The sequence below is a fragment of the Pseudomonas sp. GXZC genome (assembly GCF_026967615.1).
GTDB classification, from domain to species: domain Bacteria; phylum Pseudomonadota; class Gammaproteobacteria; order Pseudomonadales; family Pseudomonadaceae; genus Aquipseudomonas; species Aquipseudomonas azotoformans_A.
In genome coordinates, this window is record NZ_CP114115.1 from 3,109,925 (window position 1) to 3,131,128 (window position 21,204).

The 21,204-nt window shown below is 60.4% G+C and carries 23 protein-coding genes and 2 pseudogenes; 15 read left to right on the forward strand and 10 right to left on the reverse strand.

Annotated elements, in window-relative coordinates:
* The first annotated feature begins 36 nt into the window (after positions 1-36).
* Positions 37-1,053: an ABC transporter substrate-binding protein gene (locus tag OZ428_RS14540; RefSeq protein WP_269133853.1), complete on the forward strand. Its 1,017-nt coding sequence runs from the start codon at positions 37-39 to the stop codon at positions 1,051-1,053.
* A 140-nt stretch (positions 1,054-1,193) separates the two neighbouring features.
* Here OZ428_RS14540 and OZ428_RS14545 read toward each other — a convergent pair whose 3' ends face one another.
* Together OZ428_RS14545 and OZ428_RS14550 are read right to left on the reverse strand one after the other, a co-directional pair.
* Entirely contained in the window at positions 1,194-3,320 is a 2,127-nt protein-coding gene (locus OZ428_RS14545; RefSeq protein WP_269133854.1) for a TonB-dependent receptor, read from the reverse strand.
* 95 nt (positions 3,321-3,415) lie between these two features.
* Positions 3,416-3,805, reverse strand: coding sequence for a DUF2946 domain-containing protein (locus OZ428_RS14550; RefSeq protein WP_016975551.1), 390 nt, complete (start codon positions 3,803-3,805; stop codon positions 3,416-3,418).
* 93 nt (positions 3,806-3,898) lie between these two features.
* Here OZ428_RS14550 and OZ428_RS14555 point away from each other — a divergent pair, with 93 nt between their 5' ends.
* Positions 3,899-4,336: a DUF3995 domain-containing protein gene (locus OZ428_RS14555; RefSeq protein WP_033898231.1), complete on the forward strand. Its 438-nt coding sequence runs from the start codon at positions 3,899-3,901 to the stop codon at positions 4,334-4,336.
* Between the two features lie 173 nt (positions 4,337-4,509).
* Positions 4,510-7,011 (forward strand): TonB-dependent siderophore receptor, encoded by a 2,502-nt coding sequence (locus OZ428_RS14560; protein WP_269133855.1) that lies wholly within the window; start codon positions 4,510-4,512, stop codon positions 7,009-7,011.
* Positions 7,012-7,069: 58 nt separating this feature from the next.
* Here the strand turns inward: OZ428_RS14560 and OZ428_RS14565 are convergent, their stop codons facing one another.
* Positions 7,070-7,651 carry a TIGR00730 family Rossman fold protein gene (locus OZ428_RS14565; protein ID WP_442964826.1) on the reverse strand — a complete coding sequence of 194 codons (582 nt, stop codon included), beginning with the start codon at positions 7,649-7,651 and terminating at the stop codon, positions 7,070-7,072.
* Positions 7,652-7,731: 80 nt separating this feature from the next.
* Positions 7,732-9,117, reverse strand: coding sequence for a MocR-like pyridoxine biosynthesis transcription factor PdxR (pdxR, locus tag OZ428_RS14570; protein WP_269133856.1), 1,386 nt, complete (start codon positions 9,115-9,117; stop codon positions 7,732-7,734).
* Between the two features lie 183 nt (positions 9,118-9,300).
* On the opposite strand from pdxR, the gene OZ428_RS14575 reads away from it, so the two are divergent.
* Both OZ428_RS14575 and OZ428_RS14580 read left to right on the forward strand, forming a co-directional pair.
* On the forward strand, positions 9,301-9,741 hold the full coding sequence (locus OZ428_RS14575; RefSeq protein ID WP_269133857.1) for a carboxymuconolactone decarboxylase family protein: 441 nt from the start codon (positions 9,301-9,303) through the stop codon (positions 9,739-9,741).
* Positions 9,742-9,833: 92 nt separating this feature from the next.
* Positions 9,834-10,163, forward strand: coding sequence for a hypothetical protein (locus OZ428_RS14580; protein WP_033898242.1), 330 nt, complete (start codon positions 9,834-9,836; stop codon positions 10,161-10,163).
* 4 nt (positions 10,164-10,167) lie between these two features.
* Here OZ428_RS14580 and OZ428_RS14585 read toward each other — a convergent pair whose 3' ends face one another.
* Positions 10,168-11,067, reverse strand: coding sequence for a LysR family transcriptional regulator (locus tag OZ428_RS14585; RefSeq protein WP_269133858.1), 900 nt, complete (start codon positions 11,065-11,067; stop codon positions 10,168-10,170).
* Between the two features lie 109 nt (positions 11,068-11,176).
* Here OZ428_RS14585 and OZ428_RS14590 point away from each other — a divergent pair, with 109 nt between their 5' ends.
* The 5 genes from OZ428_RS14590 to OZ428_RS14610 all read left to right on the forward strand — a co-directional run bounded on the left by OZ428_RS14590 (position 11,177) and on the right by OZ428_RS14610 (position 14,702).
* Positions 11,177-12,214 carry an AbrB family transcriptional regulator gene (locus OZ428_RS14590; protein ID WP_269133859.1) on the forward strand — a complete coding sequence of 346 codons (1,038 nt, stop codon included), beginning with the start codon at positions 11,177-11,179 and terminating at the stop codon, positions 12,212-12,214.
* Positions 12,215-12,279: 65 nt separating this feature from the next.
* Positions 12,280-12,975: a fumarylacetoacetate hydrolase family protein gene (locus tag OZ428_RS14595; protein WP_033898239.1), complete on the forward strand. Its 696-nt coding sequence runs from the start codon at positions 12,280-12,282 to the stop codon at positions 12,973-12,975.
* A gap of 36 nt (positions 12,976-13,011) precedes the next feature.
* The gene (locus OZ428_RS14600; protein ID WP_033898240.1) at positions 13,012-13,920 is read left to right on the forward strand and encodes a helix-turn-helix transcriptional regulator; all 909 of its coding nucleotides are present in this window, start codon (positions 13,012-13,014) and stop codon (positions 13,918-13,920) included.
* 73 nt (positions 13,921-13,993) lie between these two features.
* Positions 13,994-14,440, forward strand: coding sequence for a GNAT family N-acetyltransferase (locus OZ428_RS14605; protein WP_269133860.1), 447 nt, complete (start codon positions 13,994-13,996; stop codon positions 14,438-14,440).
* A 4-nt stretch (positions 14,441-14,444) separates the two neighbouring features.
* On the forward strand, positions 14,445-14,702 hold the full coding sequence (locus tag OZ428_RS14610) for a hypothetical protein (protein ID WP_269133861.1): 258 nt from the start codon (positions 14,445-14,447) through the stop codon (positions 14,700-14,702).
* A 266-nt stretch (positions 14,703-14,968) separates the two neighbouring features.
* Here the strand turns inward: OZ428_RS14610 and OZ428_RS14615 are convergent, their stop codons facing one another.
* On the reverse strand, positions 14,969-15,913 hold the full coding sequence (locus OZ428_RS14615; RefSeq protein WP_269133862.1) for a sensor domain-containing diguanylate cyclase: 945 nt from the start codon (positions 15,911-15,913) through the stop codon (positions 14,969-14,971).
* Positions 15,914-16,160: 247 nt separating this feature from the next.
* On the opposite strand from OZ428_RS14615, the gene OZ428_RS14620 reads away from it, so the two are divergent.
* On the forward strand, positions 16,161-16,409 hold the full coding sequence (locus OZ428_RS14620; RefSeq protein WP_033902309.1) for a DUF1652 domain-containing protein: 249 nt from the start codon (positions 16,161-16,163) through the stop codon (positions 16,407-16,409).
* Here the strand turns inward: OZ428_RS14620 and OZ428_RS14625 are convergent.
* Entirely contained in the window at positions 16,406-16,546 is a 141-nt protein-coding gene (locus OZ428_RS14625) for a hypothetical protein (protein WP_177077778.1), read from the reverse strand. The two genes, OZ428_RS14620 and OZ428_RS14625, sit on opposite strands and share 4 nt — an antisense overlap.
* A 213-nt stretch (positions 16,547-16,759) precedes the next feature.
* Here OZ428_RS14625 and OZ428_RS14630 point away from each other — a divergent pair, with 213 nt between their 5' ends.
* From OZ428_RS14630 to OZ428_RS14645, 4 genes are read left to right on the forward strand one after another with little or no spacing between them, the layout of a single operon-like run.
* Positions 16,760-17,071, forward strand: a complete 312-nt coding sequence (locus OZ428_RS14630; RefSeq protein ID WP_028616441.1) for a YXWGXW repeat-containing protein — start codon at positions 16,760-16,762, stop codon at positions 17,069-17,071.
* Between the two features lie 15 nt (positions 17,072-17,086).
* Positions 17,087-17,665, forward strand: a complete 579-nt coding sequence (locus tag OZ428_RS14635) for an RNA polymerase sigma factor (protein ID WP_033902308.1) — start codon at positions 17,087-17,089, stop codon at positions 17,663-17,665.
* Positions 17,662-18,093 carry a hypothetical protein gene (locus OZ428_RS14640; protein WP_269133863.1) on the forward strand — a complete coding sequence of 144 codons (432 nt, stop codon included), beginning with the start codon at positions 17,662-17,664 and terminating at the stop codon, positions 18,091-18,093. The genes OZ428_RS14635 and OZ428_RS14640 overlap by 4 nt, the downstream gene beginning before the upstream one ends.
* Positions 18,090-18,557, forward strand: a complete 468-nt coding sequence (locus tag OZ428_RS14645) for a periplasmic heavy metal sensor (protein WP_269133864.1) — start codon at positions 18,090-18,092, stop codon at positions 18,555-18,557. Before OZ428_RS14640 ends, OZ428_RS14645 begins: the two co-directional genes overlap by 4 nt.
* Before the next feature lie 123 nt (positions 18,558-18,680).
* On the opposite strand, the pseudogene OZ428_RS14650 reads toward OZ428_RS14645, so the two are convergent.
* The 3 genes and pseudogenes from OZ428_RS14650 to OZ428_RS14660 form a co-directional block, all read right to left on the reverse strand.
* A pseudogene (locus tag OZ428_RS14650) lies at positions 18,681-19,058 on the reverse strand (integrase core domain-containing protein); the annotation flags it as partial.
* Positions 19,059-19,116: 58 nt separating this feature from the next.
* Positions 19,117-20,313: an IS256 family transposase gene (locus OZ428_RS14655; protein ID WP_060501916.1), complete on the reverse strand. Its 1,197-nt coding sequence runs from the start codon at positions 20,311-20,313 to the stop codon at positions 19,117-19,119.
* A 128-nt stretch (positions 20,314-20,441) separates the two neighbouring features.
* A pseudogene (locus OZ428_RS14660) lies at positions 20,442-21,194 on the reverse strand (IS481 family transposase); the annotation flags it as partial.
* Positions 21,195-21,204 lie beyond the last annotated feature (10 nt).

The window sequence follows — 21,204 nt, forward strand, 5'->3', positions numbered from 1 at the left end:
TCCGCTGTCTGCTGCGATAACGCGAGGTGCAAGGGCATGAAAGGATTGAGAACACTGTTGGCGGCGTCCGTGGCGACCTTGAGCCTGTCAATGACCGCACTGCCGGTTTCGGCCGCCGAGAAGCCAGTGCACTTTGCCGATTTGAACTGGGAAAGCGGCAGCCTGATTACCGAAGTGCTGCGAGTGATCGTCGAGAAGGGCTACGACCTGCCCACCGATACCTTGCCTGGCACCACCATCACCCTGGAAACCGCCCTGGCGAAGAACGACATCCAAGTGATCGGCGAAGAGTGGGCCGGCCGCAGCCCGGTGTGGGTCAAGGCCGAAGCCGAAGGCAAAGTGGTTGGGTTGGGCGACACGGTCAAAGGTGCGACCGAAGGCTGGTGGGTGCCGGAATACGTGGTCAAGGGTGACCCCGCCAAAGGGCTCAAGCCCCTGGCGCCGGAGCTCAAGAGCGTGAAGGACCTGGCGCGCTACAAAGACGTGTTCAAGGACCCGGAATCCCCTGGCAAGGGGCGTTTTCTCAACAGCCCCATCGGCTGGACCTCCGAAGTGGTCAACAAACAAAAGCTCAAGGCCTATGGGTTGGACGACAGCTATGTGAATTTCCGCAGTGGCTCGGGCGCGGCACTGGATGCCGAGATTGCCTCATCGATCCGCCGGGGCAAACCGGTGCTGTTCTATTACTGGTCGCCAACGCCGTTGATGGGGCGCTACAAGTTGATCCAACTGGAAGAGCCGCCGTTTGATGCCGAGGCGTGGAAGACGCTGACGGATGCGGATAATCCTGATCCGAAGCCCACGCGCTCGTTGGCCTCCAAGTTGAGTATCGGGGTGTCGACGCCTTTCCAGAAAGAGCATCCGCAGATTGCGCAATTCTTCGAGAAGGTCGAGTTTCCGATTGAGCCGCTGAACAAAGCCTTGGCGACCATGAGTGAAAATCACACGGCGCCACGGGACGTGGCCCAGGCGTTTTTAAAGGAACACCCAGAAGTTTGGAAAGCCTGGTTGACCGAGGATGTGGCGCAGAAGGTTCAGGCAAGCCTGAAATGATCCCGGATCTAACTGCCAGGTAAAGATCAAATTGTGGGAGCTGGCTTGCCTGCGATCGCGGTGTATCAGTCACAGATGTATCAACTGACACAGCGCTATCGCAGGCAAGCCAGCTCCCACATTGGCCTGTTTTTCCAAGGCTAGAACTTGGTTTGCACCGCCAGCTCAAATGTCCTCGGCGAGCCCAGGTAATACGCTGGCGACACATGCGCAAATTCGGCATATACCTCATTCGTCAAATTGCGCACCCGGCCCGTCACCGAGGTGTGCGAGTCGACCTTATAGCGCAGGAACGTGCCGAACAGCGTGTAGGCTGGCACCGTCTGGGTGTTGGCGTTATCGGCGTACACCTCGGCCACATAACGCGCATCCACGCCCCCTTGCCAATCTTCGGCAAAATCATAGGTCAGCCACAGGTTACCCACGCGCTTGGGCACGTTGGTTGGCGTATTACCTTTACGCGAGACCACTGCGCCACTGGCGATTTTTTCGTTGAAGTCATCGTATTCCGCGTCGACCCAGGCGAAGTTACCCTCCGCCAGCAACCTTGGCGTGATGCGCAACGAACTGGCCAACTCGATGCCTTTGGATGACTGCGCGCCGACCGGAATGCTGCTGGTCGGGTCCTGCGGGTCGGTCACGGCAAAATCCTTGCGCTCGATCTTGTACGCGGCCACGGTGGCCGAGCCACGGCCGTCCAGGTAATCGAACTTGCTGCCCACTTCCCACTGTTTGCCCGTCGAAACATCAAACACTTGCGTGGTGGTGTTCGGCTGCTCGGCGGCGGTGCTGTATTGCACATACACGTTGGCCGACGGAATGAACTGGTAAGTCAGGCCGACGCGACCGGTCACCGGTTCCCAACTGCGCTTGAAGTGGCGTGGATTGGTGGCGGTGATCGCGCGATGGTTGGTGACGTCCAGGTCGATGGCGTCGTAACGCAGGCCGGTGAGCAGCGAGAGTTTATCGGTGAGCCCCAGGCGGTTCTCCACGAACAGCGCCTTGGTGGTGACCTCGTTGGTCTTGTCCTTGCCGAACTTTTCGCGGGTTCGCGGGATGTCGTAGAAGTGTCCAGGGTTGTAGTTGTTCGGATCCACGCTGCTGTTGCCCGGCACATTCAGTGGGGTGTTGGTGGTGCTGTTGACCTTGTATTCGAAGCCCCCGGACCAAGTGGTCGACAAACCGAAAATACTGTCATCGTGGCGCAGCTCGAACTGGTTGCCGTTCTGTTCGCCCTGGTGGCGTACCTGATAGGCCGTCGAGCGGTTCACCGCGCTGTTATCGGCGTTGTATTGGTAGGTTTCCAGGTTGCGATAATCACGCTGGCTGTCCAGGTGATAGAGGGTGTTTTTCAGGGTGGTGTTGTCGTTGAGGCGGTAGTCGATGATCGAGCGCGCCCAGATCGTGCGCTGTTCATAGCGGCCGTCAGCAACGTTGTAGTTGTTGAAGCGGTTGTGCTTGTCGATCTTAAGCTCACCCACCTTGGGATTGAGCACCGGCGTACCCCAGTAAGGGCTGTCTTCATGCTCATCCTGGTATTCCAGCGCCAGGGTGTGAGACAGGTTGGGCGTGAGGTCGCTGAGCAGGGAAAACGCCAGGCTCCAGGCCTCGCGCTGGTCGCGGTCGATGTAGCTGTGATTGGTGTTGCGGCTGACATCCAGGCGCGCGTAGTGCTGCACCTCGGCGCCGGGTTCGGTCAGGGCGTGATTGACGCCAAACGCCATGCCCGCAGTGTCATAGCTGCCATAGGTGAGCTGGCCTTCGGCGGCCTGTTCCTCGCGGGTGGCCAGCTTGGTCACGTAGTTGAGCGAACCACCCACGGAGCCGGCGCCGTTGATCAAGGAGGAGGGGCCGCCTACCAACTCCACCCGGTCATAGATCCACGCATCCACTGGCCGGGCCAGGCCGGTGGCGACATTGATCCCGTTGAACATCTGGGTGATCTGGCTGCTGGTAAAGCCACGGTAGGAGACAAACCCGCCAAACCCCGGCGGGGCGCTGGCATTCACGCCAGGCAAGGTGTTGGCGGCATCACGGAAGGTCTTGGCGCCGTGGCGCTCGATGTCATTGCGGTTGGCGATCGCCACCGACGCCGGAGTTTCGCGCACGCTCAAGCCCAAGCGCGAGGCCATGCCACTGGATTGATCCAGGGCCAGGCCAGGCTCGGCGGTTTGTTCGCCATCAATGGTGGTCGGGGCCAACTCAAGGGCCCAGGCGCAGACAGGCAGGCAGCCGAACAGGCCCGCCAACAGGGGAAGATGTTTCATGGTTGAATCCTGAAAAACTTGGCTTGAAAACAACGCACAACCGCCCGTACGTCCTCGCGGAAACGGTGGTCAGTGCAGATTGGAAAGCGAAGGGATCAGGCGAAAGCCGGCGGTGCGCGCGGATTAGCCGCAGGCCAGGTGAAGCGGGCAGGAATGTCGGCAGCCAGGACAATGGCCGGCGGCGGTGCATGGGGCTGTGGCAGTACTGCCACATTCAAGCTGGAACTCAGCGCCGGGCCCATGCCACCGGTGGAACACAGCGGGCAACCAAACGCCTTGGACAGCGTTGGCAGGTTCTCTTCAGTGGAGTTGGACGGCTTGGGCGCCTGGGTGCGCGGGTCTACCGTACAAAACTGACCACCGATGCCATTGAGCTGCATCCCGACCATCTGCCCATGACCGATACTGCAGGCGAACACATTGAACAGGACGCAGCAATAGAGCATCCAGGCAATGAGCGAGCGGTCGGCACGAGCGATTTTCATGGGGCGGCACTTTACCATCAGCTGCCGACGAAATGCCTGCAAAAAATCTCCAGGCGACTATCCTCTTTCGCACCTTTTAAGGGAGAGCCAGCCATGAGCTTTGTTGTCGCACGATGGATTGTCGGCATTTTCACCTTCATCAGCATGGTGCATTTGTACTGGGCTGCCGGAGGCAAACTCGGCTTCCAGGCCGCCATTCCCCAATTGCCCGGCGAATTCGCTCGCGGGCCGAAACCAGCGTTCAAACCCTCCGCGCTGGCTACGTTTCTGGTTGCCATGGGGTTGGTGGGGATTGCACTGATGGTGTGTCTGCGGGCCGGGCTGTATTTCTCGGCGGTGTCCCACGGAGCCTTACAGTGGGGGATCAGTGCGATTGCGGTGGTGATGTTTGCCAGGGCGATTGGGGATTCGGAGTTGGTGGGGTTTTTCAAGAAGGTCGGTGGGTCGCGGTTTGCGCGGTTGGATACGTATTTTTATTCGCCGTTGTGCCTGGTGTTGGGGGTGGGGTTGTTGGTGGTGGCGTGGGGGTAAGAAAGGGCCGACTGAACATAGGAGAACACCGCAAAGATCCAACTCAACAGCCTGCAAAAAAGCGATAAACCTGATTGCAGCGCATCAACTCAAATAAAAATCGCTCTCATCCTTACCCGATCTTCCGACATGGCCGTCATGGTTTATAGAACCTCCCTTACCCAGGATTTCCCATGTCGCGCCTTGCTCGTCCCTTGCACCCACTGGCCTTGTCAGTGGCGATGGCTTTTGCCGCCGTGCCGTTGCTGACCGTCCAGTCCTCCTTTGCCGAAGAAAGCAGCAGCGTCGTGCGCAGTTTCTCGATTCCCGCTGGTGATTTGAGCCAGGCGCTCAATAGTCTGGCCGAGCAGGCGGGCCTGGTGCTGGCGTTTGATGCAAGCCTGACCCGTGGCAAGCGCAGCAAGGCCCTGAGTGGGCAGTACGACACCGATGTGGCGCTGAACCAGTTGCTCGCCGGCAGCGGCTTGCAAGCCTTGAAGCTTTCCGCCGACCGCTACCGCCTCGAAGCGATCCCGGATAACGGCGGGGCCATGGAGTTGCAGGCCACCACCATCAGCGGCGCCTACCAGACCGAAAGCCCAACCGGGCCAGTGTCCGGTTATGTGGCCACGCGCAGCTTGTCGGGCACCAAGACTGACACCGCGCTGATCGAAACCCCGCAGTCGATCTCCATCGTCACTAAAGACCAGATGCGCGCGCAAAACGCCGAGAGCCTCAACCAGATCCTGCGCTACAGCGCCGCCGTCATTCCGGAAACCCGTGGCGCCACTGCATCACGTCTCGACCAATTGACCATCCGGGGTTTCTCGCCGGCCACTTACCTCGACGGCCTGCGCATGCCCTCGAGTCGTGACGCCTTGCCGCAAAAGGACGCTTTCGACCTGGAACGCGTCGAAGTGCTGCGCGGCCCGGCCTCGGTCCTTTACGGCCAGGGCACGCCGAGCGGCGTGATCAACATGGTCAGCAAGCGCCCGCTGGACACGCCGTTTCACGAAGTGGGCGTGGAATACGGCACCTTCAACAAGAAACGCACGACCTTCGACTTGAGTGGCCCATTGGATGATCAGGGCGTGTATTCCTACCGCGTGGCCGGGCTTTTCGACGATGCCGATGGCCAGGTCGAACACACCGAGACGCGCCGTCAGTCATTGTCCAGCGCCTTCACTTGGCGCCCGGACGACGCCACCTCACTGACCCTGCTCGGGCACTTCCAGAAGGACCCCAAAGGCGCGTCCTACGGTTCGGTGCCGGCCTGGGGCTCGGTGCTGCAGAGTCCGACCGGGCGCAGCATCGATGTGGATTTCTACGACGGTGAAAAGAATTTCGAGAAAAGTGACCGCGAGTACTACAGCATCGGCTGGGCGTTCGAGCATCACTTCGATGACGTGTGGACCGTGCGCCAGAATGCGCGTTACCTGCGCAGCGAAGGCCAGTACCGCAGCCTTTACAGCAACTACCTGATGGCGGATTACCGCACCATCCGCCGTTCGACCATTGCCAGCGACGTCGACCTGGATGCCTACACCCTCGACAACCAGGTGCAGGCCAAATTCGACACCGGCCCGTTGCAGCACACCTTGTTGATGGGGCTCGACTACCAGAACACCAGCACCGACACCAAGTCCGGCTCGGGCGTGTACACCGCCGGGCCAACCCTGGATATTTTCAATCCGGTCTATGGTGCAGCCGTGCCGGTGCCGGCTTACACCACCGACGGCACGTCGCGCAGCGAGCAGACCGGCGTGTACCTGCAAGAACAGATGAAGTGGGACAAATGGGTCCTGTTGTTGGGCGGCCGCTATGACTGGGCCAGCACCGACAGCAGCACCAAGACGATTCGCACCGGCGCCAAATCCGAGTCGTCCCTGGACAGCAAGGCGTTCACCGGCCGTATCGGCCTGGTCTACTTGTTTGATAATGGTCTGGCCCCCTATGCCAGCTACGCCGAGTCGTTCAACCCGCAGTCGGGCACCGGCTACGGCGGTTCGGTGTTCAAGCCGACCGAAGGCAAGCAGTATGAAATCGGCATCAAGTATCAGCCGCCGGGCAGCAACAGCTTTATCACCGCCGCGATCTTCGACCTGCGCCAGACCAACGTGCTGACCACCGACCCGGACCCGACTCATCTGTGCGGCACCGGGCGCTGCCAGAGCCAGGACGGCGAAGTGCAATCCCGCGGCTTTGAGCTGGAAGGCAAGGCCAGCCTCAACGACAACCTGGACATCACCGCGGCCTATGCCTACCTGGACAACCGCATCAGCAAGTCCAACAACACCGTGCGCTATGCGCCCATCAGTGACATCGGCGTAGGCCCGGCCATCGCCGCCGAAGGCACCACCACCTACGGCGTACCGCGTCACACCGCGTCGGCGTGGGCCGACTACACCTTCCATGATGGCAACCTGAAAGGTTTCGGTGCGGGCGCGGGTGCGCGGTATGTCGGCTCGTCCTGGGGTGATACGGCCAACACCCTCAAGGTGCCGGGCTACACCCTGTTCGATGCGGCGGTGCACTACGACATCCCGAACATCACCAACCTGAAGGACAACCTGCGCCTGGCGCTCAATGCCACCAACCTGGCGAATAAAGAGTACGTTGCGTCCTGCTACTCCTATTCGTGGTGCTGGTATGGCTCGCAGCGCACCGTACAGGCAAGCGCCACGTACCAGTGGTGAGGTGAAAAAAGGCCTTGGCGAAAGGATTCGGGAGCAGCATCGCCAAGGCCGAAACGGGCTAGCACTTAGCGGGCTCGATCCATTTGTTGACCACCGGCGCCTGCCACCGCCCAAGGGCATCGAGCAGGGCGCCGGGGTGGTCTTCGACGATCAGCATCTGGCTGTGTTCGGCCTTGATGAAGCCTTCCTGCACGCCGTGCGCGAACAGGCCCTGCAGCGGCGCGAAGAACTGTGCAGTATTCAGGCAGGCCACGCCTTTGTGGTGTTCGCCAAGCTGCGTCAAGGTCATCGCTTCCAACAACTCCTCGAAGGTGCCGAGGCCACCGGGCAGGGCGATAAACCCATCGGCCAGTTCGCTCATGCGCGCTTTGCGGCTGCGCATGTCTTCGGTGATTTCATAGGCGCTGAGCCCTGGATGCATGTGCCCGAGCTCATGCAGCAATCGGGTGATGACGCCGATCACTTCGCCACCCTCAGCGAGCGCGCTATCGGCAATCACGCCCATCAAGCCTTTGGCGCTGCCGCCGTAGACCAGGCGAATACCACGTCGGCCGATTTCACGGCCCAGGGCTTTGGCGTCTTCACTGTAGCGAGGGTGGGTGCCGAAGTTGGAGCCGCAAAACACCGTGAGACTGCGCATCAGAATTCCTGGTTGGGGGAGGGCGTTGCAGTTTCACGCCTGTTGGCCGACAAGCACAGCGCCAAGAAATCGCCTGATGACTAGGCCACCCAGCATTCCAGGATGCGCCGGCCCAATGCTTCAGCGCTGGCCTGGGAGTCGATGTTGGCAAATCCCAACAGCAGGCCGGGACCGCTGTGCTGCACGACATTCCATTCACTCAAGGCTTCTGCGAAGAGACCGAGGCTCGCCAGTTTCTGCACCAGCAGGCGGTCTGATTGCGGGGTCTTGAACCGCAGGATCAGGTGCATCCCGCCAGGTTGTGCATCAATGGAAATATGCGCGCCCAATACCTTGCGCAACCCGTTGGCGGTGGCTTCGCGGCGCTCGCCGTACAGCTTGCGCATGCGCTGGATGTGCCGGGCGAAATGCCCTTCGGCGATAAAACTGGCGACGATGGCCTGGGTCAGTTCCGGGCAGTTGCCGAGGAAGCTCTGGCTGACCTGCTCGAAACGCCTGACCTGGGAAACGGGCACCACCAGATAGGCCAGGCGAATGCCGGGGAACAGCACTTTGCTGAAAGTGCCCGCGTACAGCACCCGGCCCTCACGGTCCAGGCTCTTGAGCGCTGGTAGAGGGCGGCTGACGTAACGGTACTCACCGTCGTAGTCGTCCTCGATGATCCAGGCGAGTTCACGGCGGGCCCAGTCCAGCAGTTCCAGGCGGCGCGGCAGCGACAGCGACACACACAGCGGGCTTTGATGGGCCGGGGTGACGACCACGGCGCGGGCAGCGCTGAGGTGCTGTACGCAGAGGCCGTCCTGATCCACCGGCACAGGGATGGACTTGATCTGCAAATGGTCCAGCAAGGGTCGCGTGGGCAGATAACCTGGGTCTTCCACCAGCACCGCGTCGCCGGGTGACAGCAACGCATGGGTGACCAGGCTCAGCGTGTTGCGGTAGCCCGACGTGACGAAGATCTGCTCCGGCGAGCAATGGATTCCCCGCGCCACCTGCAAGTAACTGGCGATAGCGGTGCGCGGCGAAGGCAGGCCGTAGACCGGCGGGTGGGCCATGTCCGCTCGTTGCGTGGCGCGCACGCAACGGGCGGCAATTTTCGACCAGATTTTGCGCGGGAAAGCGTCCAGCGCCGGCAGGCCCATCTGGAAGGGCAGTACGTGTGACTGTTGTCGCACGGCGTTGTAGGGCGTAATGACCACGGGCGTAGGCTGGGCGCTCTGGATGCCGTGCGCCACCACCGTGCCCGCCTGGCCGCGAGCCTCAAGGTAACCCTCGGCGGTCAGCAATGCGTAGGTGCTGTCGATGGTGCCGCGCGCGAGCCCCAACTCCTTGGCCAGCGCCCGCGCTGCCGGGACGCGCTCGCCGGGCTTGAGCAGGCCTTCGGCGATGGCACTGCGAAAACGCCAGTAAAGCTGACGGTAGATCGGCTCGGCCGAGGTAGGGTCCAAAGGGGGCAACGTGTGCATGGGGGGGATTTCCTGGTCGCGGCTGCCTTAACTGTAGCGGCTGCATGACCTGTACCCAAGGACCATAACTGCAATATTTGACTAGACCATCATGGTCCGGTCACCGGGCCCATTCTTGGCTCTTCAGAGGTGAGCCATGGCGCTGCAGCATGGTGCCTTCACTCAACCTCGACAGGATTTATCATGACCACTCGCCTCGATTACACCCAAGCATCCCCGGAAGGCTACAAGGCTTTCGGTGGCGTCTATGTCTACCTGCAAAACAGCGGCCTGCCCAAGACGCTGATCGACCTGGTTTACCTGCGCGTTTCGCAGATCAACGGCTGCGCCTTTTGCATCGACATGCACTCGCGTGACCTGCTCAAGCAAGGCCTGGCCGTGGACAAGCTGGTACTGGTGCCGGTGTGGCACGACGCACGGGATGTGTTCACCGCCCGTGAACGCATCGCCCTGGCCTTCGCGGAAGCGGTCACCCACAGCGACGTCTCGGACGCCGAGTACGCAGCGGCCGCCGCCGAGTTCAGTGCCAAGGAACTGGCCGACCTGGCTTATGGTATTGCCTTGATGAACGCCTTCAACCGCCTCGGTATCACCTTTCGCACCACGCCGGCGGCGGCCAGCTGAAACCTTGCGCAATAAGGCAATTTAATGGCCCCTTTGTAACAAAATCCTCGCCAGAATCGCTTTTATTTTCAGGTGGTTAGGTGAGGATGCAAATGCGCTCTGTTGGAATGATGCTGATCGCCTGCTCCCTGGCTGGCGGCGCGGCTGCCGTGCAGGCACGGGAGCTGCGCGAGGGTGACAAGTACATGTGCAGTTGGGGCGCCGGCACCGCCGCCAGGGCCCAGGAACTCAAGCTGTCGGGCGTGTCGTTGTACGCGGCGCGGCAGAAGATCCAAAGCATGAAGTTCAACAAGTCGTGGATGCGCATGATGGCCATGGGCATCACCGAACAGACCTACGACAGCCGTTCACGGCTCAAGCCCGAGGCGATCCGCCAGGGTTTCTATCAGGATTGCGTGCGCTACAAAGTCGCACGCAAATAACCGCTTAACGTGACAGCGGCGAGCTGGCGTCCTCCTGGAAATACACCTTCGCCGTTTCAATGAACCGCCGATTGGCCTGGGACAGGTATTCGCTGGCGCGCCAGCATAGGTTGAAGTGCATGAATTGCGCCGGCTCGAATGAAACGCCGGCCAACCCTGGCTCTTGCTCCTGCACCGACCGCAGCAAGGTGGAGACGCCCATGCCGTTGCGCGTGGCGGTAATCACCAGCGGCACGAAGTTGCTTTCCAGGGCGATGTTGAAACGCACTCGGGCGTTACTGCAAAAGGCGTCCAGCAGATGGCGTTGCAGGAAGGTGTTATCGAACACCAGCATCGGTTCGTGTTGCAGCCGCTGCGCCGCAATGGACGAGTTGCCCGCCAGCGGGTGATCTTCGGCCATGCACAACACCATCTCATCACTGCCGAGCAGCACCGACTCCCACGCCGGATCCACCCGTCGCGACTCCAATAGCGCCACATCGATATCCCGTGTGGCCAGGCGTTCGCTGATGTCATCGGCGCTGCCTTCCACCACATGCATGGCAATGCCGGGGTACCGGGCGCGAAATTGCATCAGCAGTTCGGGAATATGGCGGATGCCATACATGGGCGGCACGCCCACGCGGATTTCGCCGCTGTGCAGTTGGGTCAGGTCCTGCAATTCACGGCGGGCACCGGCCAAGCCTTCTAGGCACGCCTCGGCGCGTGCCAGGAACAACCGGCCTTCGGCAGTCACGCTGATCTGCCGCGTCGCGCGGTTGAACAGGGCCACACCCAGCTCATCCTCCAATCGGCTCACCGCCATGCTCAGCGCCGGCTGTGCCACGTGCAATGCCTGGGCGGCCTTGGTGAAGCTGCCTTGGCGAGCGATTTCGACGCAGTACTCCAGCGCTTTCAGGTTCATGATGGCTCGCATAACAAAGTGTGATAGCTGGCTTAACAAATGGATATTTTCTGTGATGACAGCAAGTCTATAGCCTGTCGGCATTCTTCTCCATGCCGAGTACCCGACCATGCCCAACCATTGGCTTTTCACACTGATTATCGGCGCGTTGGGCGGCAGCCTTGCCAGTTGGGCGGGGTGGCCGTTGCCCTGGGTGATCGGTTCGCTGGTCGCCGTGATGTTGACTCGTTGTGCTGGCAGCCTGGTGCCGGAAATTCCCCATGGCCGCCAGGCCGGGCAACTCATCGTGGCGGTTGCCATCGGCTGTCATTTCACCCTGCCGGTGATGCAGCAGGTGGCGGCCCATCTTGGGCTGATCGTCACTGCGGTGTTGCTGACGCTGGTACTGGCGCTGTGTTCGGTGCTGCTCCTGCATCGCTGGGGCGTGCCTTTCAGCACCGCATTCTTTGCCTTGATGCCGGCCAATTCCAGCGAGATGGTGCACCTGGGCCGCCAACGCCAGGCGGACACCAGTTTTATCGCCGCCGCCCATAGCATCCGATTGTTGCTGATTCTTTTGACGGTGCCGGCAGTCGCCACCTTCGGCATGCCCCCCGTCGCTGCGCATGCGCCATTGCCGGTGGTCTGGCCCTGGCTGATCTTCATCCTCGGTGTGGGCTGGCTGGCGGCCCTGGGCTTCAAGCAGTGCAAGTTGCCTAACCCTTGGACGTTCGGGCCGTTCCTGATTTGCGCGGTGGGCGTGGGCTGCAATCACCTCTCGATGAGCATGCCGGGCTGGCTCAGCGGCAGCGGCCAGTTGCTGATTGGCTGTGCATTGGGTGTCGCGTTTGACCGCAGTTTCTTCCAGCGCGCGCCGGGCCTGCTGGGCAAAGTGCTGCTGCTATTGACCGGTTCGGTGATCGCCAGCGCATTGGCGGCCTGGGCGCTGGGTGCCGGGTTGGGCATGCCGTGGCTGTCGCTGGCCCTGGGCATGATGCCCGGCAGCGCGCCGGAAATGAGCCTTACCGCCGAGGCCTTGGGCCTGGCCGTGACATTGGTGACGGCGATGCAGGTCATCCGCATGCTGTTGATCCAGGCGGCGTGCCTGCCGTTGTATCGCCTGTTGGATCGGTCGCCTCAAGCACCGGCCAGTGCAAAATCTGCGTAGACCTGTCCAACTTCGCGCCGGCGCCACTCGCCATACTGGCGCCAGGTAACGACGAGGCCCAAGCCATGACTGACTATGTATTCACCCCGACACCCATCCCATCCCTGGCCGTGCAGGGCAGCGAAGCCCGCTTCCCGCTGCGCCGGGTGTTCTGTGTGGGCCGTAACTACAGCGAACACGCCCGTGAGATGGGGCATGACCCGGACCGCGAGCCGCCGTTCTTTTTTATGAAACCGGCGGATGCCGTGGTGCCGGCCGAAGGCGTGGTCGCCTATCCGCCGCTGACCGCCGACCTGCACCACGAAGTGGAATTGGTGGTGGCCATCGGCAAGGGCGGGGTCGACATCAGCCCGGAACAGGCGTTTTCCCACATCTGGGGGTATGGCGTCGGCATCGACCTGACCCGCCGCGACCTGCAAGCCCAGGCGAAAAAACTCTCACGCCCGTGGGATTGGGCCAAGGCTTTCGATGCGTCCGCACCGACAACGGCGCTGCAACCGGTGAGCGCGGTCGGGCATCCGTCCAGTGGCAAGATCTGGCTCAACGTGAATGGTGAACAGCGCCAGGTGGGCGACCTGGCCGACCAGATCTGGTCCGTCAGTGAAGTGATCAGCCATGCGTCCAAATCCGTTGCACTGAAGGCCGGCGATTTGATCTTTACCGGCACCCCGGTGGGCGTCGGCACCTTGCAACCGGGCGATGTCGTCACCGCCGGCATCGACGGCATCGGCGAGTTGCGTTTCACCCTCGGCCAGGGTTGAGGCTACAGTGGTGCCCAGGCCACCCGAGAGACCGTTATGCCAGGCACCCGCGTCACCACTTACGGCATGCAACAACGCAGCGACCGCCCCGACTTCTATATCCGCGACAAACGCGGGCGGGCGGCGCTGACCAGCCCTCATCGCCATGAGTATTTCCAGATCCAGATCAACCTCGGCGGTGACACCGTGCAGCATATCGGCGGCGCGGTGCGGCCGTTTCCGCGCAAAGCCCTGGCGTTTATCCTGCCCCATCGCTTGCATGTGATTCCCCATCCTGAAGAGGGCGAATTCATGCTGATCAACTTCAGCCAGGCGTTTTTCCTGCCGCAATTGACCTGCGACCCCTTAGACCTGGAAGACATCCCCATCGGCCAGGCGCCCGAGCTTTCGCCGTTTCGCTTTCAGGAACAGCTGGACTTCATCCTTGAAGATGCGGCGTTCGAGCAGGTAAAAACCTGGCTCGCCCATATGCGCGAACTCGATGCCCACCGTACCTTCGGCGCCCGCGAACGCCTCAAGGGCTATCTGTTTCAACTGGTCGGCCTGGTCTGCGAACAATACGCCGAGCCGTTGCAGGCCTTCGCCGCCAACAATGCCACGCGGCGCGGGCGCAAGGATGCGTTGGCACGGGTGCAGGGCTATATCCGCGAGCACCTGCATGAACCGACCCTCAACCTCACGGACGCAGCGGCGGCGGCGTTCCTGTCGCCCAACTACCTCACTCACCTGTTGCGCAAGGAAACCGGCAAACCCTTCTCGCAACTGGTGCTCGACCGGCGCATGCAGTTGGCGCGCACCTTGTTGCTCAACAGTGCGCAGATGATTGGCGTGGTCGCGCACCGCTGCGGTTTCACTGACGAGGCGTATTTTTCCCGGTGTTTCCGCAAGGCCCATGGCGTGGCACCGGGGCAGTTCCGTCGTCAGCAGCAGGGCGAGGCGCTGTAGGCGTTTTACAAATCCACGACATTCACTGTGTTTCTATTTGCTTACAATTGCGCCCTCTACTAGGGAGGCCAGTATGCAAACGCTAATCCGCGTGGCGACGCAGGACGATGTCGATACGCTCTTCGCCATTCGCACCTCGGTGGTGCAAAACCATTTGAGTGTCGAGCAGATGGCCGACCTGGGCATTACGCCCCAAGTGCTGGCCGACAGTATCCGCGCAGCGCCCTGCGTTTGGATCGCCGAGGTGAATGACCAGCCTGCCGCCTTTGCCATGGTCGACCTGGCCGGAGGCGAGGTATTCGCGATGTTCGTGCGACCGACTTTCGAAAACCTGGGCCTGGGCCGTCAACTGATGGCGGTGGCCGAGGCTGCGCTGTTTGAACACCATGATCGGTTGTTCCTGATCACCGACGGCCGCGACGGAATCCGTGCCAACGGGTTTTATCAGCGGCTGGGGTGGAGCGTGGTCGGTCCAGTAGACGGCGATGATGTGCGTTACGAGAAGAGCAGGGCGCAGTAACGTCATGAACCCACCCGAGCCGCCGTCCAACAGCTTTCGCTACTTCGTGCTCGCCGTGCTCTGCGCTGCAGTATTGCTGGGGTTCTATTTTATGCGGCTCAACGCCGAGGTTGACCGCGAGCGGGAAGCCGCCAACGAACGCCTGGCACTGTGCAGGCAGGTGGAAAGTGTAGGGCGCTCGGTACTGCCCAATAGCCTTGAAACCCAGGAAGCCTGCAAACAATTGAATGAGCGTATATCCAAAAGTGTGACGCCGCGTTAATCCAATAACCCTTTTTTATAAGTGGAAATAATCTCAGTAGTTGCACCAAAAAGTGGCACTCATATACTGCGCTACCTTAAAAAATGTGTGGTTATTGAATGACTTACAGCGCTTTTAATCCGACGAAAGGATTAAAATAATCTTGTTACAGGTTTTTACAATCGTTACTATAGCCGGGCGTTCACCTCCCACGGTTTATGCATTTTTAAATCCCAAGTTTCCATCAGCTACTTGGGATTTTTTTTGCCTGCGATTTGACTTTCGCGTCACACTTCACCGTCAGCGAACTCCGCGCGCATCCGCCCATTGCGTTTGGCTTGATACAACAACTTGTCGACCTCCTCGACAAACCCCAGCATCGGGCTGTCGGGTTTCACGATGCGCGTACCGACGCCCAGGCTCAGGGTCAGCAGGTTCGACACCGCCGAAAAACCATGCTCGATGTGCTGCTGGCGGATCAGGTGCAAGCAACGCTGCGCCACCTGCCGGGCGGACGCGGCATCGGTTTCCGGCAACAACCACACGAACTCTTCGCCGCCAATACGCGCGATGAAATCCCGTGGTCGGTTGGCCGCCTGGGACAGGGTGTTCGCCACCTGACGCAGGCATTCATCGCCCTTGATATGGCCGTAGTGGTCGTTGTACTGCTTGAAAAAATCGATATCCAGAATGATCAACGACAGCGGCAACTGGCTGCGCTGGGCGCTGGCCCATTCACGTTCCAGTACGGTGTCGAACATGCGCCGGTTAGCGATGCCGGTCAGGCCATCCTGGTAGGAATATTCCTCGAGTTGTTTTTGCAGACGCACCAGGTGCTCTTCGGTCTTCTTGCGTTCGCTGATATCGAACATGAACCCGATCAGTGCTTCGACCTCGCCGTCCTTGCGTACCACATGCACCACATCGCGAATCCACACGTAGTCGCCGTTCACGGTCAGCGCGCGGTAGTCCGCTTCGTGGTCCACCCCGGCGCGCGATTGCGACACGCAGAAATTCACCACGTATTCCCGATCATCCGGGTGCATGCGCTCAACCCAGTCGTCCACGCTCACCCAACTCTGCGGAGTCCAACCCAGCAAGGTCTCGATCTGCGGGCCGATGTAACTGAAGGTCATGCTCTGCCAATCGATGCGCCAAGGGATGGCCTTGGTCGACTCCAGCAAGGTCTTGTACACATCGCTGTCGGGCTGGCTCGGAGGGTCGATGCTCATGGTGATTTGGCTCAAGATGATGGCGAAAAGCCAAGAGCGTCTGGTGATCGACGCTTCGAGTCAAGCCCTCGCCGGAGCAGCAGACGAGAGGTCGAAATGCGGGTTTTCTGGCGTCAGTGATTCGGCGTTTTCGGGGCGAAATGAGGCATGGCTAACACTTTTGCATTAATGCTTCCATGGCCTGTAGAACCTCATCTACTCTGTCTCAATCACAACACCTCGTGAGGCCCAGGGATGGGAACTTGTCATGATTTCAATCGTTGAATTCAACCGCATCATGGCCTCGGGTTTCCTGCCGCTGGCGTGCGATTGCACGCTCAATAGCGACGGCTCGCTGCGCATCAACATCTTCGAGCCCGTGTCCGGCCGGGTCGACCTGCTGCTGACCGGTGTGTCCCCCGAAGGTTTGGACAGCATCCGTTCCATCTCAAACCTGATTGGCGAGTTGCGCACCGAAATCAAGGCCGGGCGCCGGGGGTTTGCGGCAGTCGGTTAGCTGTTGACGCTGTGGGTCGGCGCATCGAGCGCGCCGTAATAGCGCCAGCAGCAATGGCGGTGTTCCGGCACGATCACGCAGCCGCTGAGGCTGGCGATCAGCAGTGCGGCAACCAGCAGGTAAAGTCGGCGGGACATGGTGTTTCCTCTTGGGTTGATCAGCGTTAATCCTTCAACGTTGCCACCGGCGTAAATCCGTCGCGAAGCTTTCAAACCTTTCATCAAGTGCCTTCCTCCCCTGGGCAATACTGCCTGCGACAATAATCTGCGCGTCCTGCGACGGATTTTTCGACACGCCCCGTTCAACCCATCAGCAACCGGCACTTTCGCCCGTCGCTTGAAGGAGTTGCCATGAGACCCCTGGCCACATTGCGCTTTGCCTTGCTTGCTCCGCTGGCCCTTGCCGCGTTTGTCAGCACCCCGGTGTTTGCCCAGACCGAAATCATCATCCGCCAGGCGCCGCCACCGGAGCGCGTGGAAATGGTCCCCGTGGAGCGGCCCGGTTACGCCTGGGACCGAGGCCACTGGCGCTGGGAAGGACGCGGTTATGGCTGGGTGCCGGGTCATTGGCAGCCGGTGATGCGCAATGCACGTTGGGAGCCCGGCCATTGGGAAGCCCACGGTCCCAACTGGTACTGGCGCGAAGGGCATTGGATCCGCTGACCGAGAATTGCCCGATTGAACGACACTGATCCGGACGTTGAACTGCTGGCACGTATCGGCAACAACGAACCTGCGGCCGTCAACGAAATGGTGACGCGCAAACTGCCGCGTCTGCTGGCTCTCGCCAGCCGGATACTGGGGGATGCCGACGAAGCCAAGGACGTGGCCCAGGAAAGTTTCCTGCGTATCTGGCGCCAGGCATCCACCTGGCGCAGTGGCGAGGCGCGTTTCGACACGTGGCTGCACCGCGTGGCACTCAACCTGTGCCATGACCGCTTGCGTCGGCGCAAGGAGCGGCCTTTGAACGAGGAGGCGGCGCTGGAGCTGGCAGACAGCGCACCGCCTCTGGATGAACAATTGGAAAGCACCGAGCGCAGCGCGCGCATGGCCGCCGCACTGGCCGCTTTGCCCGAGCGCCAGCGCGAGGCGATTGTGTTGCAGTACTACCAGGAGCTGTCGAACATCGACGCCGCGGCCCTGATGAATATCAGCGTCGAGGCACTGGAGAGCCTGCTGTCGCGGGCCCGACGCCAGTTGCGCCGCCAACTTGCCGATACACCCGGGCTTGCCCGCCCAGGAAGGGGAACATCATGACACCCGAACGATTTGCTTATCTGGCTGACGCCTATGGCGCCGACCTGCAGCGTTGGCCGCTGGCTGAGCGCGGGGCGGCTAAGGCGTTGCTCGATAGCGGCAATCCCAGTGCCCGTGAAGCGTTGGATCAGGCCGGTTGGCTCGACGCCCAGCTGGACAGTCATCAACTGGCATTTATCGACCTGGCGCTGACCCGACAGATCCGTGAGTCGGCGCCGCGCCGTAGGTCGTTCTGGTCGCGTTATGCCGGCTGGCTGTCACCGGCGGGGCTGGTGGGGGTGGGCATTGCCGGTGTTGTCACCGGCATGCTGGTGGCGTCCATGAGCGTGCCGCTGCCGATGGTGTCTGCCGAGGTGTTGCCCAGCGTGTTTGACCAGGGCGATGCGCAAGTCATCTTTACCGTCAACGCTGAGGAAACCGAGCAATGAGCGCCCAATCTCTTAAACCGTGGTTGCTGGTCTCGGTGTTGCTCAATGTGTTTTTGATTGGCGGGGTAGGCGGGGGGCTTTACCACTGGATGGCGAGCGCCAAGCCTGTGGAGGCGGTGGTCAATCAGCATGGGTTGCGCCAGGCGATGGTCAAGTTGCCGCCGGAGCGGCGGCGGGAGTTGCGTCAGTTGTTGCGCCATAACCGTGCCGACAGCCAGCCGCTGGTGATGGCGGGGCGGGAGGCGCGGTTGGGGGTGATCAAGCAGCTGGAGGCGCCGACCTTGGATCGGGATGTGTTGGTGGCGGAGTTGGCCAAGGCGCGGGAGGCGGATATGGCGCTGCGGGCGTTGGTGGATTCGACCTTGGCGCAGTTTGCCGGTACGTTGCCTCGGGAGGAGCGACAGAAGCTGGTGGAGGCGTTGTATTTGCGGGGGCAGGCGGGTGGGGTTAAGCCTCGGTCTTGAGTGAATATCCATTGCTGCGATAACGGCTGATATTGGTTCCGCCCTTACGGCGGGTCACTTTTGAAAAGAGCCTGTATGGACCGGATACATGGTGGACACATGTGCGGGGACATGGTTGACACATTATGAACCATAGTCAGGTTTGCTCACGTCGATCGTTCGTAGGAAGTGATGACAGAAGTAGACATCAAAAAGGCCATCACTTTCAGGGTTAGGCCGTATCGCGATATGAAGCCCAGCCAAACCCTTGGCAATGCTGAAATAGCGTTTCTGAAAGCGAAATCGACTGTGATAAGCCTTAGCCAGCACATCATCCGGACCGTATTCAAACTCCGATAACTGCTGCGGATAAATCCAGGGGCTGGAGCGATACCGGTCCATAGGTACCTTGTAATCCAACGCTTGATGAGGACGTTGTAGGTTATAAATCTCACGCCATTGATCAAACGCTTTTTGAGCCTCCTTGGTAGTGGAAAAATGACGCCCTTCAAGCACTTCGGCCGATCGTGTCCCAGGAAGTGGTGTAACTCATCATGGCTCTTGCCATTAAGTTCGCCGTTTAGTTGATCACAGCTGACAGCTTGGCTTGTGGATTATCGCTGACCGCTTCGAAGGCCTCCAACTGCATGTAACGTCTTTGCAGGCACCACTCGTCGTTCTGCTCCAGCAGCATCGCGCCTACCAGCCGTGTGATGGCCGGATCGTTGGGGAAAATCCCCACGACATCGGTGCGGCGTTTGATTTCAGCGTTGAGCCGTTCAAGCGGGTTGGTGCTGTGTAACTGCTGCCGGTGCGCCTTGGGAAACGCCATGTGCGCCAGAACTTCATCCTCGCAGCCGTCCATGAGCGTTGCGATCTTGGGGTACTTTTCGCGCAGTTGATCAGCGACCAAGCGCCATTGTTGATGGCATTCGGTGCGACTGTCCTGGGCAAAGACCGTGCGTAACAACGCCGCCACCATCGTGCGCTGACCTTTGCCGACGTGGGCCATGGCATTGCGCATGAAATGCACACGGCAGCGCTGCCAGGTCGCGTTGAATACCTTGGAAACAGCCGCCTTGAGCCCTTCGTGGGCGTCGGAGATGACAAGCTTCACGCCCCGCAAGCCACGTCGCATGAGGCTGCGCAGGAAGTCTGTCCAGAACGGCTCAGCCTCTGACGGCCCAACCCGCATGCCCAGGACTTCGCGGCCACCGTCGGTGTTCACGGCCACGGCGATTATTACGGCGACCGAGACGATGCGCCCGGCCTCCCGCACCTTGACGTAGGTGGCATCGATCCAGAGATAGGGCCAGTCGCCTTCAAGCGGGCGATCAAGGAAAGCGTGAACGCGCTCATCGATCTCACCCGCTAGCCGTGAAACCTGGCTTTTGGAGATACCGGTCATGCCCATGGCCTTGACCAGCTCGTCCACCGAACGCGTTGAAACGCCTTGGATGTAGGCTTCCTGGATCACCGCCGCCATGGCCTTCTCGGCGGTACGTCGGGGTTCGAGGAAGCCAGGAAAGTAGCTGCCTTGGCGCAGCTTCGGGATCTTCAGGTCAACGTCGCCGGCGCGGGTTTGCCAAAGGCGATCACGGTAGCCATTACGGCTATTTGTCCGGTCTGGGCTTTTGACATCGAAGCCCGCGCCGCACAGGCCTTCGACATCGAACTCCATCATGCGCTGGGCAACGAACTGGATCATTTGCTTGAGCAGATCAGCGTCTGCCCCTTTCTCAACCAACTCGGTCAATGCGATAGTGGGCTTGGTCATCGTGGTTTCTCTGGTGAGTGTTTGGTCTTCGCAAACTCAACGTTAGCCAAGAACCACGATGACCATCCTCTTTCGCCCGCAGGGCGCCTTCGGCTGGTTCAGTTACACCACTTCCCGGGACACGATCCTTCGGCCTTGAGTGAGCGGTGGAAACGTTCGATTTTTCCATTTGTTTGAGGATGGTATGGACGGCTGAAGCTGATCCGAATTCCTAGGCGAATCAACCAGATACTTAGCTCTGTGATTTCACCAGGGTTGCGTGGCGAGCCCCATGGCGGGCCGTTATCAACGTTGATGCGAGCCGGTAATCCGAAGCGTTGGAATACCTCGATCATCTTCTCCTTCACCGTAGCTCCACGCTCGTTGTCACAGGCCTGAATTGCCAAATTGAATCGTGAATGGTCGTCCAGCATGGTCAGCGGATGGCATCGGCCTTCTTGCGTAGGAAAATGCCCTTTGAAATCCATCTGCCAAAGATCGTTAGGCGCATCGTGCTCAAATCTCAGCTTTGCCTCTTGTTCCTTCTGAGAAGGCTGAATCAGACCGTGCCGGTGCAGGACATTGGTGACGGTGCTGGGAGCGATCTGCTTGTTCAAGAGGCTGCTGATTGTGCGTCCACCCCATGCTGGATGGTCTTGCCTAAGTGCTATGACCTGCGCTTCCAGAGCTGCGGTGGTCAGTTTGGGACTGGTGGCCGGTTTGCGAGACCTCTCTTGCAGCCCTGGCTGACCGTGCGCTTCGTAGCGTTTGAGCCACTTGTAGGCCGTTTGCGGACTGATGCCGAATCGTCGGCATAGCTCTCGTTTATTACTACCGGGTTGCCGTGCAAAGGCAATGAACTCTTCTTTCAGGCTCATGGTGTCTCTCGTGTTCCAGGGCATGATGGCTTTC

Bases quoted from the DNA above. Each gene is read 5' to 3' on its own strand.
- OZ428_RS14610 (WP_269133861.1), top strand. From the start codon at position 14,445: ATGAACCCACCCGAGCCGCCGTCCAACAGCTTTCGCTACTTCGTGCTC.
- OZ428_RS14550 (WP_016975551.1), bottom strand. From the start codon at position 3,805: ATGAAAATCGCTCGTGCCGACCGCTCGCTCATTGCCTGGATGCTCTAT.
- OZ428_RS14560 (WP_269133855.1), top strand. From the start codon at position 4,510: ATGTCGCGCCTTGCTCGTCCCTTGCACCCACTGGCCTTGTCAGTGGCG.
- OZ428_RS14620 (WP_033902309.1), top strand. From the start codon at position 16,161: ATGATTTCAATCGTTGAATTCAACCGCATCATGGCCTCGGGTTTCCTG.
- OZ428_RS14555 (WP_033898231.1), top strand. From the start codon at position 3,899: ATGAGCTTTGTTGTCGCACGATGGATTGTCGGCATTTTCACCTTCATC.
- OZ428_RS14580 (WP_033898242.1), top strand. From the start codon at position 9,834: ATGCGCTCTGTTGGAATGATGCTGATCGCCTGCTCCCTGGCTGGCGGC.
- OZ428_RS14615 (WP_269133862.1), bottom strand. From the start codon at position 15,913: ATGAGCATCGACCCTCCGAGCCAGCCCGACAGCGATGTGTACAAGACC.
- OZ428_RS14595 (WP_033898239.1), top strand. From the start codon at position 12,280: ATGACTGACTATGTATTCACCCCGACACCCATCCCATCCCTGGCCGTG.
- OZ428_RS14625 (WP_177077778.1), bottom strand. From the start codon at position 16,546: ATGTCCCGCCGACTTTACCTGCTGGTTGCCGCACTGCTGATCGCCAGC.
- OZ428_RS14585 (WP_269133858.1), bottom strand. From the start codon at position 11,067: ATGAACCTGAAAGCGCTGGAGTACTGCGTCGAAATCGCTCGCCAAGGC.
- OZ428_RS14590 (WP_269133859.1), top strand. From the start codon at position 11,177: ATGCCCAACCATTGGCTTTTCACACTGATTATCGGCGCGTTGGGCGGC.
- OZ428_RS14575 (WP_269133857.1), top strand. From the start codon at position 9,301: ATGACCACTCGCCTCGATTACACCCAAGCATCCCCGGAAGGCTACAAG.
- OZ428_RS14540 (WP_269133853.1), top strand. From the start codon at position 37: ATGAAAGGATTGAGAACACTGTTGGCGGCGTCCGTGGCGACCTTGAGC.
- OZ428_RS14640 (WP_269133863.1), top strand. From the start codon at position 17,662: ATGACACCCGAACGATTTGCTTATCTGGCTGACGCCTATGGCGCCGAC.
- OZ428_RS14655 (WP_060501916.1), bottom strand. From the start codon at position 20,313: ATGACCAAGCCCACTATCGCATTGACCGAGTTGGTTGAGAAAGGGGCA.
- OZ428_RS14545 (WP_269133854.1), bottom strand. From the start codon at position 3,320: ATGAAACATCTTCCCCTGTTGGCGGGCCTGTTCGGCTGCCTGCCTGTC.
- OZ428_RS14605 (WP_269133860.1), top strand. From the start codon at position 13,994: ATGCAAACGCTAATCCGCGTGGCGACGCAGGACGATGTCGATACGCTC.
- pdxR (WP_269133856.1), bottom strand. From the start codon at position 9,117: ATGCACACGTTGCCCCCTTTGGACCCTACCTCGGCCGAGCCGATCTAC.
- OZ428_RS14645 (WP_269133864.1), top strand. From the start codon at position 18,090: ATGAGCGCCCAATCTCTTAAACCGTGGTTGCTGGTCTCGGTGTTGCTC.
- OZ428_RS14630 (WP_028616441.1), top strand. From the start codon at position 16,760: ATGAGACCCCTGGCCACATTGCGCTTTGCCTTGCTTGCTCCGCTGGCC.
- OZ428_RS14565 (WP_442964826.1), bottom strand. From the start codon at position 7,651: ATGCGCAGTCTCACGGTGTTTTGCGGCTCCAACTTCGGCACCCACCCT.
- OZ428_RS14600 (WP_033898240.1), top strand. From the start codon at position 13,012: ATGCCAGGCACCCGCGTCACCACTTACGGCATGCAACAACGCAGCGAC.